This is a genomic window from Acinetobacter sp. (genome assembly GCF_045628685.1).
Classification (GTDB): Bacteria; Pseudomonadota; Gammaproteobacteria; order Pseudomonadales; family Moraxellaceae; genus Acinetobacter.
Genome location: NZ_JAZQPV010000040.1, coordinates 23190 through 38451 on the forward strand (window position 1 = coordinate 23190; position 15262 = coordinate 38451).

At 39.4% G+C, this 15262-nt stretch carries 17 protein-coding genes and 1 other RNA gene; 11 read left to right on the forward strand and 7 right to left on the reverse strand.

What is annotated here, in order from left to right; translation table 11 throughout:
• Positions 1-48 precede the first annotated feature (48 nt).
• The 5 genes from bamA (at position 49) to lpxA (ending at position 5454) form a co-directional block, all read left to right on the forward strand.
• Entirely contained in the window at positions 49-2532 is a 2484-nt protein-coding gene (bamA, locus tag ACKI4H_RS05260; protein WP_407304384.1) for an outer membrane protein assembly factor BamA, read from the forward strand.
• A 76-nt stretch (positions 2533-2608) separates the two neighbouring features.
• Positions 2609-3106, forward strand: a complete 498-nt coding sequence (locus ACKI4H_RS05265; RefSeq protein WP_407304302.1) for an OmpH family outer membrane protein — start codon at positions 2609-2611, stop codon at positions 3104-3106.
• Between the two features lie 3 nt (positions 3107-3109).
• On the forward strand, positions 3110-4177 hold the full coding sequence (gene lpxD / locus ACKI4H_RS05270) for a UDP-3-O-(3-hydroxymyristoyl)glucosamine N-acyltransferase (RefSeq protein WP_407304303.1): 1068 nt from the start codon (positions 3110-3112) through the stop codon (positions 4175-4177).
• 6 nt (positions 4178-4183) lie between these two features.
• On the forward strand, positions 4184-4669 hold the full coding sequence (fabZ, locus tag ACKI4H_RS05275; protein ID WP_171458399.1) for a 3-hydroxyacyl-ACP dehydratase FabZ: 486 nt from the start codon (positions 4184-4186) through the stop codon (positions 4667-4669).
• On the forward strand, positions 4666-5454 hold the full coding sequence (gene lpxA / locus ACKI4H_RS05280) for an acyl-ACP--UDP-N-acetylglucosamine O-acyltransferase (RefSeq protein ID WP_407304304.1): 789 nt from the start codon (positions 4666-4668) through the stop codon (positions 5452-5454). Before fabZ ends, lpxA begins: the two co-directional genes overlap by 4 nt.
• Positions 5455-5507: 53 nt before the next feature.
• Here the strand turns inward: lpxA and ACKI4H_RS05285 are convergent, their stop codons facing one another.
• Positions 5508-6371: a YbgF trimerization domain-containing protein gene (locus tag ACKI4H_RS05285; protein ID WP_407304385.1), complete on the reverse strand. Its 864-nt coding sequence runs from the start codon at positions 6369-6371 to the stop codon at positions 5508-5510.
• A gap of 295 nt (positions 6372-6666) precedes the next feature.
• Between ACKI4H_RS05285 and ffs the strand changes: the two genes are divergently transcribed.
• Positions 6667-6763: signal recognition particle sRNA small type (gene ffs / locus ACKI4H_RS05290), an RNA gene on the forward strand.
• A gap of 44 nt (positions 6764-6807) precedes the next feature.
• On the opposite strand, the gene ACKI4H_RS05295 is transcribed toward ffs, so the two are convergent.
• From ACKI4H_RS05295 to ACKI4H_RS05310, 4 genes are all read right to left on the reverse strand, one after another.
• Entirely contained in the window at positions 6808-7410 is a 603-nt protein-coding gene (locus tag ACKI4H_RS05295; protein ID WP_407304306.1) for a regulatory protein RecX, read from the reverse strand.
• A gap of 87 nt (positions 7411-7497) precedes the next feature.
• Positions 7498-8541, reverse strand: a complete 1044-nt coding sequence (gene recA / locus ACKI4H_RS05300) for a recombinase RecA (RefSeq protein ID WP_407304307.1) — start codon at positions 8539-8541, stop codon at positions 7498-7500.
• A 144-nt stretch (positions 8542-8685) separates the two neighbouring features.
• Positions 8686-9126 (reverse strand): RNA-binding S4 domain-containing protein, encoded by a 441-nt coding sequence (locus ACKI4H_RS05305; RefSeq protein ID WP_407304308.1) that lies wholly within the window; start codon positions 9124-9126, stop codon positions 8686-8688.
• Positions 9119-9805 carry an HAD-IA family hydrolase gene (locus tag ACKI4H_RS05310; protein WP_407304310.1) on the reverse strand — a complete coding sequence of 229 codons (687 nt, stop codon included), beginning with the start codon at positions 9803-9805 and terminating at the stop codon, positions 9119-9121. Before ACKI4H_RS05310 ends, ACKI4H_RS05305 begins: the two co-directional genes overlap by 8 nt.
• Positions 9806-9818: 13 nt before the next feature.
• Between ACKI4H_RS05310 and ACKI4H_RS05315 the strand changes: the two genes are divergently transcribed.
• Together ACKI4H_RS05315 and ACKI4H_RS05320 are read left to right on the forward strand one after the other, a co-directional pair.
• Positions 9819-10673, forward strand: a complete 855-nt coding sequence (locus tag ACKI4H_RS05315; protein ID WP_407304311.1) for a 3'(2'),5'-bisphosphate nucleotidase CysQ — start codon at positions 9819-9821, stop codon at positions 10671-10673.
• A gap of 56 nt (positions 10674-10729) precedes the next feature.
• Entirely contained in the window at positions 10730-11467 is a 738-nt protein-coding gene (locus ACKI4H_RS05320; RefSeq protein WP_407304312.1) for a histidine phosphatase family protein, read from the forward strand.
• A 398-nt stretch (positions 11468-11865) separates the two neighbouring features.
• Here ACKI4H_RS05320 and ACKI4H_RS05325 read toward each other — a convergent pair whose 3' ends face one another.
• Positions 11866-12309: an META domain-containing protein gene (locus ACKI4H_RS05325; protein ID WP_407304313.1), complete on the reverse strand. Its 444-nt coding sequence runs from the start codon at positions 12307-12309 to the stop codon at positions 11866-11868.
• A gap of 400 nt (positions 12310-12709) precedes the next feature.
• Positions 12710-12976 carry a 30S ribosomal protein S20 gene (gene rpsT / locus ACKI4H_RS05330; RefSeq protein WP_067724582.1) on the reverse strand — a complete coding sequence of 89 codons (267 nt, stop codon included), beginning with the start codon at positions 12974-12976 and terminating at the stop codon, positions 12710-12712.
• Between the two features lie 215 nt (positions 12977-13191).
• On the opposite strand from rpsT, the gene ACKI4H_RS05335 reads away from it, so the two are divergent.
• Genes ACKI4H_RS05335 through ACKI4H_RS05345 form a run of 3 tightly spaced genes read left to right on the forward strand, consistent with a single transcriptional unit; the run spans position 13192 to position 15181 of the window.
• Entirely contained in the window at positions 13192-13857 is a 666-nt protein-coding gene (locus ACKI4H_RS05335) for a nucleoside-diphosphate sugar epimerase (protein WP_407304315.1), read from the forward strand.
• 12 nt (positions 13858-13869) lie between these two features.
• Positions 13870-14382 (forward strand): ribonuclease E activity regulator RraA, encoded by a 513-nt coding sequence (gene rraA, locus ACKI4H_RS05340; protein ID WP_407304316.1) that lies wholly within the window; start codon positions 13870-13872, stop codon positions 14380-14382.
• Between the two features lie 22 nt (positions 14383-14404).
• The gene (locus ACKI4H_RS05345; RefSeq protein ID WP_407304317.1) at positions 14405-15181 is read left to right on the forward strand and encodes a glutathione S-transferase N-terminal domain-containing protein; all 777 of its coding nucleotides are present in this window, start codon (positions 14405-14407) and stop codon (positions 15179-15181) included.
• The last annotated feature ends 81 nt before the right edge of the window (positions 15182-15262 follow it).

Genomic DNA, 15262 nt, shown 5'->3' on the forward strand with positions numbered 1-15262 from the left:
GGCATGCAGCACACACATTTATTTATGCCTTTGGCACTCATTAGTGCAATGGCAGCAGTACAACAAGTATATGCAGCAGATGAATTCATTGTCCGCGATATTAAAATTAACGGGCTCGTTCGTTTAACGCCAACAAATGTCTATGGGATGTTACCGGTCAATGCTGGCGATCGTGTCGATGATACGACTATTGCAAATTCGATTCGTGCTTTGTATGCCACTGGCCTATTTGATGATATCAAAGCATCAAGAGAAGCGGATACACTCATTTTTACTGTGGTAGAACGTCCATTGATTTCAAAAGTGGAGTTCAAAGGAAATAAACTGATTCCTAAAGAAGCCCTTGAAGACGGGCTGAAAAAAATGGGTATTACAGAAGGTGAGGTTTTAAAAAAATCTGCCCTGCAAACTATTGAAACCGAGCTTGAACAACAATATATGCAACAAGGTCGTTATGACGCAGATGTAAGCGTTAAAACGGTGGCTAGACCAAACAACCGTGTTGATTTAACAATCGAGTTTGTGGAAGGCAAAGCAGCTAAAGTTGTTGATATTAATATTATTGGCAACACTGTTTTTAAAGAAAGTGAAATCAAGCAAGCGTTTGCGGTTAAAGAAAGTAGCTGGAGTTCAATTGTTACCCGTAATGATCGCTATGCCCGTGAAAAAATGGCAGCCAGCCTGGAAGCTTTACGCGCATTGTATTTAAATAAAGGCTATATCAACTTTAATATTACAAACTCAAGCTTGAACTTGAGTGAAGATAAAAAGAATATTTTCGTTGAAGTTGCAGTGGAAGAAGGTGAGCAGTTCAAGTTTGGTGAAACCAAGTTTCTGGGTGATGCGCTTTATAAACCAGAAGAACTGAAAGCTCTGCAAATTTACAAAGATGGTGAAATTTATTCTCAACAAAAAGTAAATGCAGTCAAACAACTTTTACTTCGCAAGTATGGTAATGCAGGTTATTACTATGCCGAAGTGAACATGGTTCCTGAAATTAATGAAGAAACCAAACAGGTTAACTTGAATTATTACCTTAATCCAGGTCAGCAAGTCACTGTACGTCGTATTAACTTTACCGGTAATACCAAAACTGCGGATGAAGTATTACGTCGTGAAATGCGTCAAATGGAAGGTGCCTTAGCCAGCAATGAAAAAATTGACTTGTCTAAAGTTCGTTTGGAACGTACCGGGTTCTTTAAAACTGTAGATATTAAACCGACTCGTATTCCGAATGTGCCTGATCAGGTGGATTTAAATGTCAATGTTGAAGAACAGCATTCGGGTACTAGTACGTTGGCTGTTGGTTTCTCGCAAAGTGGTGGTGTGACATTCCAAGCAGGTTTAAGTCAAACCAACTTCCTGGGTACAGGAAATAGTGTTTCGATTGATTTATCCCGTTCAGAAACGCAAGATTATTATAATTTAAGTGTGACTGATCCGTACTTCACCATTGATGGTGTGCGTCGCGGCTATAACATGTACTACCGTAAAACCAAGCTGGATGATGACTATAACGTCAACAACTATGTGACGGACAGTTTGGGTGGTGGCATTACATTTGGTTATCCAATTGATGAGAACCAAAGTGTAAGCGCGGGTCTGAATATTGACCAGACAGAAGTGACTACTGGTCCTTATGTATCAACTTATGTTCGAGATTACTTGTTAGCAAATGGTGGTAAGGCTACAGGCCGAGCTGAAGGTGTATGTACTGGTACCCAGACAATTGTTTACAATGATCCTACAGATCCAACAAAAGGTATAAAAGAAGTTGTTTGTGATGTTCCATTAGTAGATTTTGATAATAAATTTAAGGGCGAATTTTTAACTTATAACCTTAATTTAGGCTGGTCATATAACACTTTAAACCGTCCGGTATTCCCAACCAATGGTATGTCACATCGTGTGAATGGTGAAATTGCATTACCAGGTAGTGATGTTGAATACCAAAAATTAACTTATGATGCTCAAGCATTCTTACCATTGCCGTATGATTTTGTACTTCGTGGCTATGGTAAGTTAGGTTATGGTAATGACTTGCCATTCTATAAAAACTTCTATGCAGGTGGTTTCGGTTCGGTACGTGGTTATGACAACAGCACATTGGGTCCAAAATATCCGGGTGTAACGTATAATGAGTCAAAAACTCAAGACCTTGATCCAGAAGAAGTCGGTGGTAATGCTCTAGTACAATTTGGTGCGGAACTCGCTTTACCCTTACCATTTAAGGGCGACTGGACACGTCAGGTTCGACCAGTAATCTTTGCTGAGGGCGCACAAGTTTTTGATACACAATGTAGTGTTCCTAGCGGGAACCTGTATTTAAATGGTAATGCTGGTGTTGATGCTAAACAATATTGTGAAGACAATTTTGGCTTTGACGCTGAAAACTTCCGTTATAGTGTTGGTGTCGGTTTTACTTGGATCACCATGATTGGGCCACTTTCACTCAGCTATGCATACCCGTTAAATGATAAACCGGGTGATGAAACTAAAAATATTCAGTTTGAAATCGGCCGTACTTTCTAAGATTGCCTAAGAATAATTCAGGTTGTGTTAATGCATTATCGGATGTATTGACACAGCCAAATTTAAAGAGAAAATGATGCAAAAGATGATAATAGCGATGGGTATCGCTTTGGCAAGCATAACGTCTTTGACACAGGCTGCCGGTTATGGGGTGATTGATTTAGAACGTCTTGTGGAAAATAGTAGCTACTTAAAACAGCAAAACACCGCTGTACAGCAAAAAATTCAGCCGCAAACCACTAAAATTGAGCAGCTGTCTAAAGAGCTTGAAGTATTACAGCAACGAGCACAATCCAACACCAAATTTACAGATGCAGAGAAGCAAAAACTTTCGGCACAATACCAAGCCAAATTTCAAGAGTTGAATCAATTGCAACAATCCGTTCAGGGTAGTGTTCAAAGTTCGATTCAACAAATTCGCACTGTTTTTGATGCACGGGTAAAGCAAGCGGCCGAACAATTGCGTAAAGAAAATAACATGGATGTTGTTTTAAATAAAAATTCAGCGCTTGCTTATGACCCTAAATATGATTTAACTGATAAAATGATTCAAAAGGTCAATGTTATTAAGTAATCAATGAATCCTAGACAATTTCGCTTAGAAGATCTTGCTCGCCTTGTACAGGGCGAGTATGTCGGTCAATCTGATTTAATCTTAGAAGGATTGGCAAGCTTAGATGTCGCTCAAGCCAAACACATTGCATTTGTAAATGCTGACAAATATTTAGATCATGCACGTGCCTCAAAAGCAGGTGCCTTAATTGTTACTGCAGCTTTAAAATCACAGTTAGATACACATAATAATTTTATTATTGTCGATAATCCTTATCTTGCTTTCGCAATTCTGACGCATGTCTTTGAGAAGAAACATACGCAACAGGGTATTGAAAGTACAGCTCAAATTCATTCTTCTGCAATTGTTGCTGATAGTGCTTATATTGGACATTATGTGGTCATTGGTGAGAACTGTGTGGTGGGAGATGAAACTGTCATTCACTCTCACGTGAAAATCGATGATGATGTGGAAATTGGCAAACAATGTTTTATTGATTCCCACGTTACTTTAACGGGTGAAACTAAAGTAGGCAATCGAGTACGTATTCATGCCAATACGGTGATTGGTGGCGAAGGTTTTGGCTTTGCGCCATATCAAGGTAAATGGCATCGTATTGCACAATTAGGCTCAGTTAAAATTGGGAATGACGTACGAATCGGATCAAATTGCAGTATTGATCGTGGTGCATTAGATGACACAATTCTAGCAGATGGCGTGATTATTGATAATCTTGTGCAAATTGCACATAACGTCAAGATTGGTGCTAATACTGCGCTGGCAGCAAAATGTGGGATTGCGGGTAGTACCACAATTGGCAAAAACTGTGTATTTGCAGGTGCGGTCGGGGTAGTAGGTCACATTAATATTGCGGATAATGTCACAATTACCGGCATGTCAATGGTCACAAAAAATATTTCTGAGGCAGGGAGTTATTCTTCTGGCACGCCAATGTTGGAAAGCTTGCACTGGAAACGCGCTGCGGTACGCTTTAAACAATTAGCAGATGTGCCATTGACCCAACTGGTGAAACGGCTTGATCATATACAGGCTCAAATAGAGTCCCTTGAATCAACTTTTAAGCGCAAATAGAATATGATGACTGAGTCGAATACTCCTGCATTTACGAAACCTGAATTGCCAATGCATATTCAACAAATTCGTGAATATTTACCTCACCGCTATCCATTTTTATTGGTCGATCGAGTCGTTGATGTGACTGAAAATGGTATCGTTGCTTATAAAAATGTTTCGATCAATGAAGAGTTTTTACAGGGACATTTCCCAGGTTATCCAATTATGCCTGGGGTACTGATTGTTGAGGCATTAGCTCAAGTCTCTGGTATACTTGGTTTTATCATGAATAATGAGAAGCCAAGTGAAGGTTCTTTGTTTCTTTTTGCGGGTGCAGAAAAAGTCCGTTTCAAGAAACAAGTTGTTCCTGGTGACCAGCTCGTTTTAAAATCTGAGCTGGTTATGCACAAACGTGGGATTTACAAATATAATTGTATAGCCACCGTTGATGGCGTTGTAGCAACTACCGCGGAAATTATGGTTTCGCATCAGAAAATAGAGCAGGCATGAGTAATAACGATTTAATTCACCCAACCGCCATTATTGACTCATCTGCAGTTATTGCTTCAGATGTACAAATTGGTCCTTATTGTATTATTGGGCCACAGGTCAGCATTGGTGAAGGCACCAAGCTACATTCACATGTAGTTGTCGGTGGCTATACTCGCATTGGGAAAAACAACGAAATATTCCAGTTCGCGAGTGTGGGTGAAGTATGTCAGGATTTAAAATATGCTGGCGAAGAAACCTGGCTTGAAATTGGCGATCACAACTCGATTCGTGAACATTGCAGTTTGCATCGTGGTACGACCCAAGATCAGGGCATCACTAAAATTGGCAGCCATAATTTATTGATGGTGAATACCCATATTGCACATGATTGTGTAGTGGGTGATTATAATATTTTTGCCAATAATGTTGGTGTTGCTGGACATGTTCATGTCGGTGACTATGTAGTAGTGGGTGGAAACTCAGGGATTCATCAATTCTGTAAAATTGATTCTTTCAGTATGATTGGCGGTGCTTCATTAATTCTGAAAGATGTACCTGCTTATGTGATGGTTTCAGGTAATCCAGCACATGCTTTTGCGATGAATGTAGAAGGCATGCGTCGTAAAGGTTGGTCTAAGGATGTAATCCAAGCACTACGCCAGGCATTTAAATTGATTTACAAAGCCGGTTTAACCACTGAACAGGCGATTCAACAGATTCGTGCAGAAATTCTTCCAGAAGTTCCAGAAGTCCAGTTGCTGATTGATTCTTTAGAGCAATCCAAGCGTGGTATTGTTCGTTAATCGAACCTGCTATTGCATAAAAAAGACACTCTCGCCGGTGTCTTTTTTTATTTTTATTTTTTGAAATAACCTGTTTCTTCGGACCTTGGATAATCTTTAATGAGCTTGTTTTTAAATTGATTGGCAAGCGTTGTATTATGATCGACATCCTTGGCGATACTGTGAAGCTGGTAGAGCGCTCGAGCTGCTTTAGCTGAATTCGGATATTGACTGATGACAATATTGTAATTCTTTTTCGCTTCAGTGTAGTTGGTGGGTTCAATGGCTAGGTTGAATTCTGCTAACCAGAAATAGGCATTACTGATATAAACGCTGTTGGGATTATGTTTAATAAAGTTCTTCATTGGGGCAATAGCTTTTTTTGCACCACCTTGTTTATAGGCATCTAAAGCAACGGTATAAGCAGCTTTGTCCAGATCAGCTGAAGAGGCGGTTTGGGTTTTCGTTGCAGCTGTTTGAGTCGTAACAGCTGCTGGCTGAGTAGGGACTGTCTTTGCTGCAACTACTGGTGTTGGGGTGTTTATGGTGCTGGGAGACGTATCCTCTTGGTTATCCTCCTCTGGCGTTGCACTTTCCGGATCTACTTTTTGCTGCAGGAGTTCTAGGCGCTGATCCAGGTCAGTATAGCGATTGGTAAGTTCATGTTTGAGTTTTTCAATTTCATTGTCTTGTTCTTCAATTTTGCCACGTAATGCACGAATATCATTTTCTAATTGCTGATTTTTCTGCATGATTTGCCAGTTCAAATTGGTCGGTACATTGGCAGATATTGCACCTGAATCAATTGCGACATTATTGGCACTGGGTTCGATGCTGTTTTGGCTTAAACCGCGAGATTCAATTGGAATATTGGCATAAAGTGAAGCTGAGCTAAATAAAGCGAGTACTACACATAAAACATGCGGTTTGAGCGTCATAAAAACATCCATTTGGTATTCTTGGGCATATTCAAAATTTGCAAGATTTGGAATGCACCTGTTTAAAAGATCTGACCACATTAAAAACGTCCATGCGGTTAAATGCAATATGCATTTACAAACTTGTGGTAGGTTTAAAGTAATTGATAGTTTTGATAAAAAATATACAAAAATGCTGTTTTTAATCAATATTGTTTTTTTAATAATCAAATAAAAGCGATGTAACATGAAAAGTGGTTGCAAGACTTGCAAGTTAAATAAAAATCTCTATACTCTGATCTTGCAATGGTAGCCCCGCTGGTGGCTTCGCAATTGTACTCTGTGAACCCCGCCAGGACCGGAAGGTAGCAACGGTAACAGAACTATGATGTGCCGAAGTTTTGCTAGTGGGGTTGCCACCAGTTTCTAAAATAATAATTCTAGTTATACTCTTCTCTTAAAACTCATCTTCTTTTCTTGTAATTGCTTTGATAATCGCATCCATTTCAAAACCCCGATACATCAAGAAGCGAATTTGCTTGGCTTTTAATTTTGGCTCTTTTTCTACTTTTACGCCATATTTTTTTACTTTTAGTTGATACGCCTGTTCATTCCAATCGGTTTCTTTTAATTCTTCCTGAATTAAGCTCGCATCAATTTTTTTTGATTTTAACGCCAGTTTAATCCGGTTTGGACCTTTGCCTTTGCGTTTTTGACTAGACAGCATGATTTCTGCGACACGTTGGTCACTCTGATAATTTTCTCTTGCCAGCTCATCAACCAGCTTTAAAACTTCATCACGATCCATGGCGTAGAGCGCAAGCTTCTCAATCAGGTCGGCTTTTGAGTATTCCCGGCGTGTCAGTACTGCAAATGCATAAGAGCGTAAACGGGAGCCTGTAAGACCTTTTGGCTTGGGCTGTGATTCATCTTCAAAGTGTAAAGCGTTTGATTCTATGGGAGCGGAGAAGGAGTCTGATGTTGATTCTGGCGATGAATCATCAAATTGTTGTTTGATAGCCGCATAGTCAAGCATTTTGGGAAATTTGGGATTACTCATATTGTGTATCGATCACATCAAATAAAAAACGCCCCGTAGGGCGTTTTACAGTTTAACTCGAAAAATTCGACTTTAACATCATGCTATTTAAGCATCTAGCAAGTCTGGCTCTTCTTCGTCTTTCTCTTCAATTGGTTTGGTGATCGGTGTTAACAGCTTTTCGCGAATCAGGCGATCAAGTTCCTGTGCAATTTGAGGATTTTCCTCTAAATGGCGGATAACATTGTTTTTACCCTGACCAATTTTATTGCCTTGATATGAATACCAGGCACCTGCTTTTTGTACCAGTTCTTGGGCAACTGCAAGATCAACCAGTTCGCCCAGCTGATTTACACCTTTACCATACAAAATCTGGAATAACGCTTCTTTGAATGGAGGTGCCATTTTGTTCTTCACGACTTTAACACGTGTTTCAGAACCGACAATTTCATCGCCTTCTTTCACTTGACCAATACGACGGATATCCAGACGTATAGAAGCATAGAATTTAAGTGCATTACCACCGGTTGTGGTTTCAGGGCTACCGAACATTACACCAATTTTCATACGAATCTGGTTAATGAAGATGACCATGCAGTTAGAGCGTTTTGCATTACCGGTAATTTTACGTAATGCCTGGCTCATCAAACGTGCCTGTAAGCCCATGTGTGAGTCGCCCATTTCGCCTTCAATTTCTGCGCGAGGGGTCAATGCAGCTACGGAATCGACAACAATCATATCCACCGCGCCAGAGCGAACCAGCATGTCGGCAATTTCAAGTGCCTGTTCACCATTGTCTGGCTGAGAAACCAACAGGTTGTCAAGGTCTACACCCAGCTTGCGTGCATATTGAGGGTCAAGCGCATGTTCAGCATCGATAAAGGCACAGGTACCACCGGCTTTTTGACATTGTGCAATTGCTTGCAAGGTCATCGTAGTTTTACCTGAAGATTCAGGTCCGTAGATTTCCACGATACGACCTTTCGGTAAGCCACCAATACCGAGTGCAATGTCCAGTGTTAAAGAACCAGTGGACACTGCTTCAACAGCCAGTACGGTGTTATCACCAAGACGCATCACTGTATTTTTACCAAATTGTTTTTCAATTTGGCTTAGGGCAGCATTCAGCGCCTTACTTTTATTATCATCCATCTCACAACCTCAAAACGATGTCACAAAAATATTAACTTAAGTGGATGAGTTACTTTAAAACGTGTTCCACTCGAGTATAGTGACAGATTCATTCTTTATGTTCTATATCACTTCGGTCGAGTACGACAGAATATGACGCTTAAATTAATCATCGCTGTATGACCAGTCTTGGCCAAACTGTTGATCATTATCTTGTTTGAATTTACTGATTTGTCGGCGATCTTTTTTACTTGGCCGATGTTCAGGTCGGGCTAGATTATGCAACTTTCTTTGTGTTGTAAGCAACTCTCGTCGTGCAACACTGACTTCCGTTTCATCATACAGTTGTTGGGCAATCGGGGCTGCCCCACGGTTTGCTGACAATGCCTTGATCACAATAGTTTTCCGATCAAAACCTTGCTGAATGGTCAGTTCCATGCCAACGCGAACTTCTTTAGACACTTTAACGCGCTCACCATTATGGTGGACTTTTCCGCCTTCAATAGCAGCTTTGGATAGAGAGCGTGTTTTAAAAAAACGTGCCGCCCACAGCCATTTATCAACACGCATACTTTCAACAGTGCTTTGTTGAGAGGGATTAGGCATATTTTTTCAGATCCTCAGCTTGTTCTAACATGACGATTAAATCGGTCAAGTCTTGTAAAATAGGATAAGGACTTTCAATCCGTATCTTTCCTTTAGATGAGGGCTGGGCAATGGTAATTAAATTACCAATACCAAATTTTTTTGCGTTGTTGAGTACTTTTTCTGTGTCATCAATAAAATAGGCTTGATTGATTGGGAATGGGTGGAGTGCTTGTAGTGTTTGCCAGAATTTAATCGACTCCTTGGCATAACCGATACTTTCACTGCTGATAATCACATCAAAATAATCGGCCAGTTGAGTTTGTTCCAGTTTAAACTTTAAACCTTCGCAATCTGCATTGGTCGCAATCCAGCATGGATAACCATTGTTTTTTAAATAATCGAGTAACTCTAGGCAGCCTGCACGCAGCGCAACCTTATGTTTAAATTCATGTTGCAGTGCCAAGGTGTCGACACCAACTTTTGCGCTCCAGAACCGGGTTGAGTACCAATTTAGAGTATGATTGTGTTGCTGATAGAACTGAAATAACGATTCAGTGCTCTGTTCGAGCGTGCAGTCATGCGTGGCTGCATATCGAATCGGAAGTTGATGATTCCAGATAAAATCATCATAAGCAAGGTCAAGGAGCGTCCCATCCATATCAAAGATGATGGTTGGTTTTTCTGAGTAATTCGGCATATACAGGTAATCTATGTTCAAAATAACAACAGCACCACAAGATGCTTTAATTTTACAACTTATACCTATTGTGACACAGGCATGTGAAATTTTGCGAGTGGAATATCAGGCCTATTGTGTAGGTGGAACTTTTGATGTCGAGCAGAAAAGTGACAATTCTCCTGTGACTCAAGCCGATTATCGGGTTAATGATTTTATCACGACATCATTACAGAAAAGTTTTCCACAGATTCCTTTATTGTCCGAAGAAGGTGATCATACCGAGCGCAAGCAATGGCAAAAATTTTGGTTGCTTGATCCCTTAGATGGAACCAAAGAATTTCTGCATAAGCGGCCTGAATTTACCATTAACTTAAGTTTGGTGGAAGGTGCACATACTACTTTTGCGATGTTGGCCATTCCGGCCGAGCAGACGATTTATATTTGTCCGAAGCAAGGCTTACCGTTAAAATTTGACACTCGAACCGGGCAATGGCTGGAATATGCAGAAGATGAACCTGGTGCAGCCATTCAGGTGGGTTTAAGTCAAAGTAGTCAAGGGCGATCCAAATATGCTGAATACTTGGAACTATTAAAACAGAAAGTGGGCATTATTGAGTTCAAGGCGGGCAGTGCCTATAAATTTTGTATGATGCTTGAAGGAAAGGTCGATATTTATCCACGATTCCATCCGACCAGCGAGTGGGATACCAGCGCAGGTCAATGTTTGATTGAGCGTATTGGCGGTGGGTTGGTGGATTTGCAAGGACGCCCTTTTTTATACAATCAACGGGATAATTTGTTGAACGGCGGCTTTATTGCATTTAAAAATATCAAAATGAAAAAATTAGCATTTCAGGCTCTAGAACTTATGACGAACATACATTGAGCTGGTGTTCTAACATGCTATAGTGTACCGAACCATGTTTATTTTTTGGCTGCATCATGGCGTTAGACCTACTCCCTGCAAGTATGCTCAAGGCAATTGATTTATTGCCCGATGCAAAAACACCTGTGACTTTATTTACTCGCCACTCTATTCGTGAATTAGTGGCTGGGCAGGGTTTGGCTGGCTACGATTTGCAGTTAACCTCACAAGGTCGCGATTTGGCACAAGCGTGGGGAACATATTTAATAGAGAATACAGACCGAAGTATTCAGCACTGTATTTCCAGCCCCATTCAACGTTGTGTCGATACAGCAGCTTTAATGATTCAAGGTGCAGATTTCAGTACTCTTGCGCAAAATACGCATTGTATTGAAATTGTCGAGCAAGGCTTGTTGGTTGAACCGGGAAGTTTTGTACTGGATATCAAACAGGCAGGTCCATATTTTAGAAAACAGGGCGCTTTAGGTTTTATTAATAGTTTTGTTAATAATGCCTTGCCGGGAATGAAGCATCCGATTACGGGCGTGGTGGACGTACTAGAGCTTATTTATAAGACTCATCCACAGGATCATTTTGGTCTAAGTTTGGCAGTCAGTCATGATACGATTTTAGCGGCAATCATTGCGGTAATTTCTGGTCGTCATACGGTGAGTCAGGAAGATTGGCCGAAAATGATGGAAGGCCTATTTGTCTGGTTTGAAGGCGATAAGTTTTTGGAATCGAAACTTAAATGGATTTGGCGCGGTAAAGTCAATGAACTTTCAATTCAAGAATTTCAGAAATTAGAAAAATAAAAGTGTTATTTATAATAAAAATTTAACTTACATTTATAATCTGCCAGAATGAGGTTCTATTTAAAAGTGATTCATTCATTTTATCTTCTGAAATTTTAAATATCTGATCTGTATTGGCCATAGCTCAAGTAATATGAATATGTGTATGTTCCCCAACTTTTAAAACTTGAAGTTCTTAATTCAAATATTTCTTATCCGTAAATTTTCTATCAGACTCTCACTTTATGAACATATAAATATAAGATTCAACGAAAAAATATTTTGCCTCTTTTTTTGTTACGGTCATTCAAAATGAAGAATGGTTAAATTTAGATATTCAGACTTAATATTTTATGCTCTATTGCTTGCAAAATTATTTTAATCAATAAAAAGGCCCTCAAATGAGGGCTAAGTGATATCTATTTAAGATTTTTAAACTTGATCACAGCTCTGTTATTGCTATCAAGCAACTTTAATTCTGTTCTGGTAGCATCATAGCTAATAACCTGACTTAATGCCTGAGAGAACTTTAGAGGCAAATCGGTCGCAGTTGAACACACATTATTTTCTACTGTTTTTAGATTTGCAAATTTAATCTGAGTTCCCATCACCGCATAACCTCCCATGAATTGGTTACATCCATCGGTACCACTTACTTCATGATTATCAAATGTCATGGTTGGAACAGCAGACCTGGTCGGGTCGGCTTTATAAACAACCTGGTTGATCTCGGTTAAGACCCAATTTTTATTTTGCAGTTGAGCTAAATTTCGATCAGTAGATGGATTTGGCGTGGATGTATTACAACCTGCCAGCGTTAAAGAAGTTATTATACTGGTGGCTAGAATAATTTTTCTTAACATTGCTTTTCTCCAATTAATTTTAAATCTAAAGATAATTGTGAAGCAGTCAAAACAAATTGTATTTTATGAAATATTCTTTGAATTCATTTAATTATTAACTAATTATCTACAAGATTTGATCGGAAAATAAACATCTATTGTTTTAAGTAAACAGGAGATATTAAAAAAATAAAATACCCATAAACTCAATTATAAGGGGGGTTAAAATGATTTGTTAATCACATATTTATTATATAAATAATCTTAACAGTATTTCACCAACTAACTTTTTGAATTAATTACAAGTTAACTTTAATGAGTCAAAGAATTCTAAGTACAATAAATTAAGATACTTTCACTGTAAATGATCAAATTTCAGGCGTAAAAAAAGCCCTTAACGGGCTTTTTTCAATGCAACAACTTAGTTAGCTAACGCTTTAACTTGTGCATTTAAACGGCTCTTATGACGAGCAGCTTTGTTTTTATGGATGATGCCTTTATCAGCCATACGATCGATTACAGGTACAGTTGCTTTATAAGCTTCTGTAGCAACTGCATAATCACCAGCAGCGATAGCAGCTACTGTACGTTTGATATAAGTACGAACCATTGAACGTAAGCTAGCGTTGTGTTTGCGTGCTTTAACGTTTTGACGGGCACGTTTTTTAGCTTGAGCAGAGTTTGCCACTCGTGCACTCCTTGAATTAGATTGGTCTGGGCGGGCTGAAATTGCAACTGAAAACCTTCATCAGAAGAATTATCACCAGCCCGTAAACAAGTGCCATATTGTGATTAAACTATGACGTTAAGTCAAGTCTTGACTTGCTTTGACAACATTTTAGATGCATAAAAATTCTAAAGAAACCGTTAGATTAGTAATAACCTATAGGGATTGCTTAAAAAATGACTAAATCAATTAAAAGTGCGATTGTGATTGGAGCGACAGGTTTAGTAGGTCGTGAGCTATTAAATCAACTTAATCGTATAGAAAGTTGCCAGAAAATTACTGCGGTTGTACGTCATGAAGATTCTTCACTCAAACGCTTGGAAAAAGTACAACAATTCATTCTGGATGATTTTTTATTACTCAATGACCAAGATGTGAATGGGTATAGCCATGCATTTAGTTGTTTGGGTACGACGTTGAAGAAAGCGGGATCCAAGCAAAGATTTCATGATATTGATTATGAAATTAATGCCCATTTTGCCGATTTATTTGAATCGACCGATACGCATTACTTGCTGATCAGCGCAATGGGTGCAAATATCCACTCAAATTTTTTCTATAATAGAGTGAAAGGTGAACTGGAAAAGCATATCCAGAGTTTAAATCTGCAATGTGTGTCGATTTTGCGTCCGTCATTACTGTTAGGTGAGCGGCCAGAACAAAGAAGTCTGGAAGATATGACCCAGAAACTCTACCAAAAATTCTCGCATTTGGTTCCCAACTCATTTAAATATAAGCCAGTGACAGCGACGCAAGTGGCTCATACTATGGTCGAGGCAGCACAATTACAAACTGAAAAGTTTGTAATTTATGATAATTTACGTATACAAAATTCTAAATGATGGAGTTGGAAAGTGGCTAATGCAGCATTTGTAACTTGTGATTTACTTGATGATCATCCAGAGAAACACATTCAGGTGATGACACCGTCCATGGATGGTAAATTATTTAAAAGCTATGGTGCGCGTAAAAGTTTTGCGGGTCAGGCCGTGACAGTTAAATGCTTTGAAGATAATTCGCGGGTAAAAGAGCTGCTTGCGACTGATGGTGCCGGTAAAGTGCTGGTGGTAGATGGTGGGGCTTCAATGCGCTGTGCCTTGATGGGCGATATGATTGCAGAGTCCGCGGTTAAGAATCAGTGGAATGGGGTCGTCATCTACGGTTGTGTACGCGATGTAGATGCGATTGCCGAATTGGATCTGGGCGTGCATGCATTGGCTGCAATTCCACAAAAAAGTAATCGCAAAGGCATTGGCGAGATGGGTTTAACTTTGTATTTTGGGGGTGTAAGCATCCATCCTGGCGATTATATCTATGCAGATAACAATGGGATTGTGATTGCAAAAGAAAAATTAGTCGATTTATAACGACAATAGCATAAGGATAAAAATGGTGAATCATCAAATTAAAGTTGTACAGGCTTTAGCTTCAGCCTTGACTGAAGGTGGACGTGGAGTCAGTGGTACTGCATTTCCGAAACAACCGGAAAAATCACTCAAACTTTACGAGTTTGAAGGTTCGCCATTTTGCCGTCGTGTACGTGAAGTCATGACTTTGTTGAATTTGGATTATGAAGTCTATCCTTGTCCAAAAGGTGGACAGAAGTACCGAAAAATTGTCAAAGAAAAAGGTGGGAAAAAACAATTTCCATTTTTTATTGATGAAAACTCTGGTACTCAAATGTATGAGTCACAAGAGATCATCCATTATTTATTTAAACATTATGGCAAAACTAGAAAAACACCGAAAAAATTTGCCCAGTATCCCAAAATTCCTGTGGCTGCCTTTGCTGGAACCCTCATTAATGGCGCACGTGGAGTTTGGATTAATAAAAAAATTACGGATCGTGAAGCACCCGCACAACTTTTAGAATTATGGGGTTTTGAAGCAAGCCCATTTACACGGGTGGTACGTGGGGTATTAACTGAACTGGAACTTCCATTCATATTCCATAATGTCCCTAAAGAGCGCTGGCAAGATATGGGGCCGGCAGCTTTACGCCTCAAGCCAGGAAAATATCAAGCTCTAAAAGGGGGCAAGCGCGAAAGAGTGGTTGAGCTTATGGGGCGTGATATCCAGGTTCCTTATTTGGTCGATCCGAATACTGGAGTGAAAATGTTTGAGTCAGCGGATATTGTGAAATATTTGAAAAAACAATATAGCTGAATAATCAAAACTGCAAAAAAGAAACAGCGAGATCAGCTGTTTCTTTTTTATCTCAATCAATCAATTTTTCTTTAGCTTCGG

Excerpts from the sequence above, each read along its gene's own strand:
- bamA (WP_407304384.1), top strand. The coding sequence starts at position 49 with ATGGCAGCAGTACAACAAGTATATGCAGCAGATGAATTCATTGTCCGC.
- ACKI4H_RS05265 (WP_407304302.1), top strand. The coding sequence starts at position 2,609 with ATGCAAAAGATGATAATAGCGATGGGTATCGCTTTGGCAAGCATAACG.
- lpxD (WP_407304303.1), top strand. The coding sequence starts at position 3,110 with ATGAATCCTAGACAATTTCGCTTAGAAGATCTTGCTCGCCTTGTACAG.
- fabZ (WP_171458399.1), top strand. The coding sequence starts at position 4,184 with ATGACTGAGTCGAATACTCCTGCATTTACGAAACCTGAATTGCCAATG.
- lpxA (WP_407304304.1), top strand. The coding sequence starts at position 4,666 with ATGAGTAATAACGATTTAATTCACCCAACCGCCATTATTGACTCATCT.
- ACKI4H_RS05285 (WP_407304385.1), bottom strand. The coding sequence starts at position 6,371 with ATGACGCTCAAACCGCATGTTTTATGTGTAGTACTCGCTTTATTTAGC.
- ACKI4H_RS05295 (WP_407304306.1), bottom strand. The coding sequence starts at position 7,410 with ATGAGTAATCCCAAATTTCCCAAAATGCTTGACTATGCGGCTATCAAA.
- recA (WP_407304307.1), bottom strand. The coding sequence starts at position 8,541 with ATGGATGATAATAAAAGTAAGGCGCTGAATGCTGCCCTAAGCCAAATT.
- ACKI4H_RS05305 (WP_407304308.1), bottom strand. The coding sequence starts at position 9,126 with ATGCCTAATCCCTCTCAACAAAGCACTGTTGAAAGTATGCGTGTTGAT.
- ACKI4H_RS05310 (WP_407304310.1), bottom strand. The coding sequence starts at position 9,805 with ATGCCGAATTACTCAGAAAAACCAACCATCATCTTTGATATGGATGGG.
- ACKI4H_RS05315 (WP_407304311.1), top strand. The coding sequence starts at position 9,819 with ATGTTCAAAATAACAACAGCACCACAAGATGCTTTAATTTTACAACTT.
- ACKI4H_RS05320 (WP_407304312.1), top strand. The coding sequence starts at position 10,730 with ATGGCGTTAGACCTACTCCCTGCAAGTATGCTCAAGGCAATTGATTTA.
- ACKI4H_RS05325 (WP_407304313.1), bottom strand. The coding sequence starts at position 12,309 with ATGTTAAGAAAAATTATTCTAGCCACCAGTATAATAACTTCTTTAACG.
- ACKI4H_RS05335 (WP_407304315.1), top strand. The coding sequence starts at position 13,192 with ATGACTAAATCAATTAAAAGTGCGATTGTGATTGGAGCGACAGGTTTA.
- ACKI4H_RS05345 (WP_407304317.1), top strand. The coding sequence starts at position 14,405 with ATGGTGAATCATCAAATTAAAGTTGTACAGGCTTTAGCTTCAGCCTTG.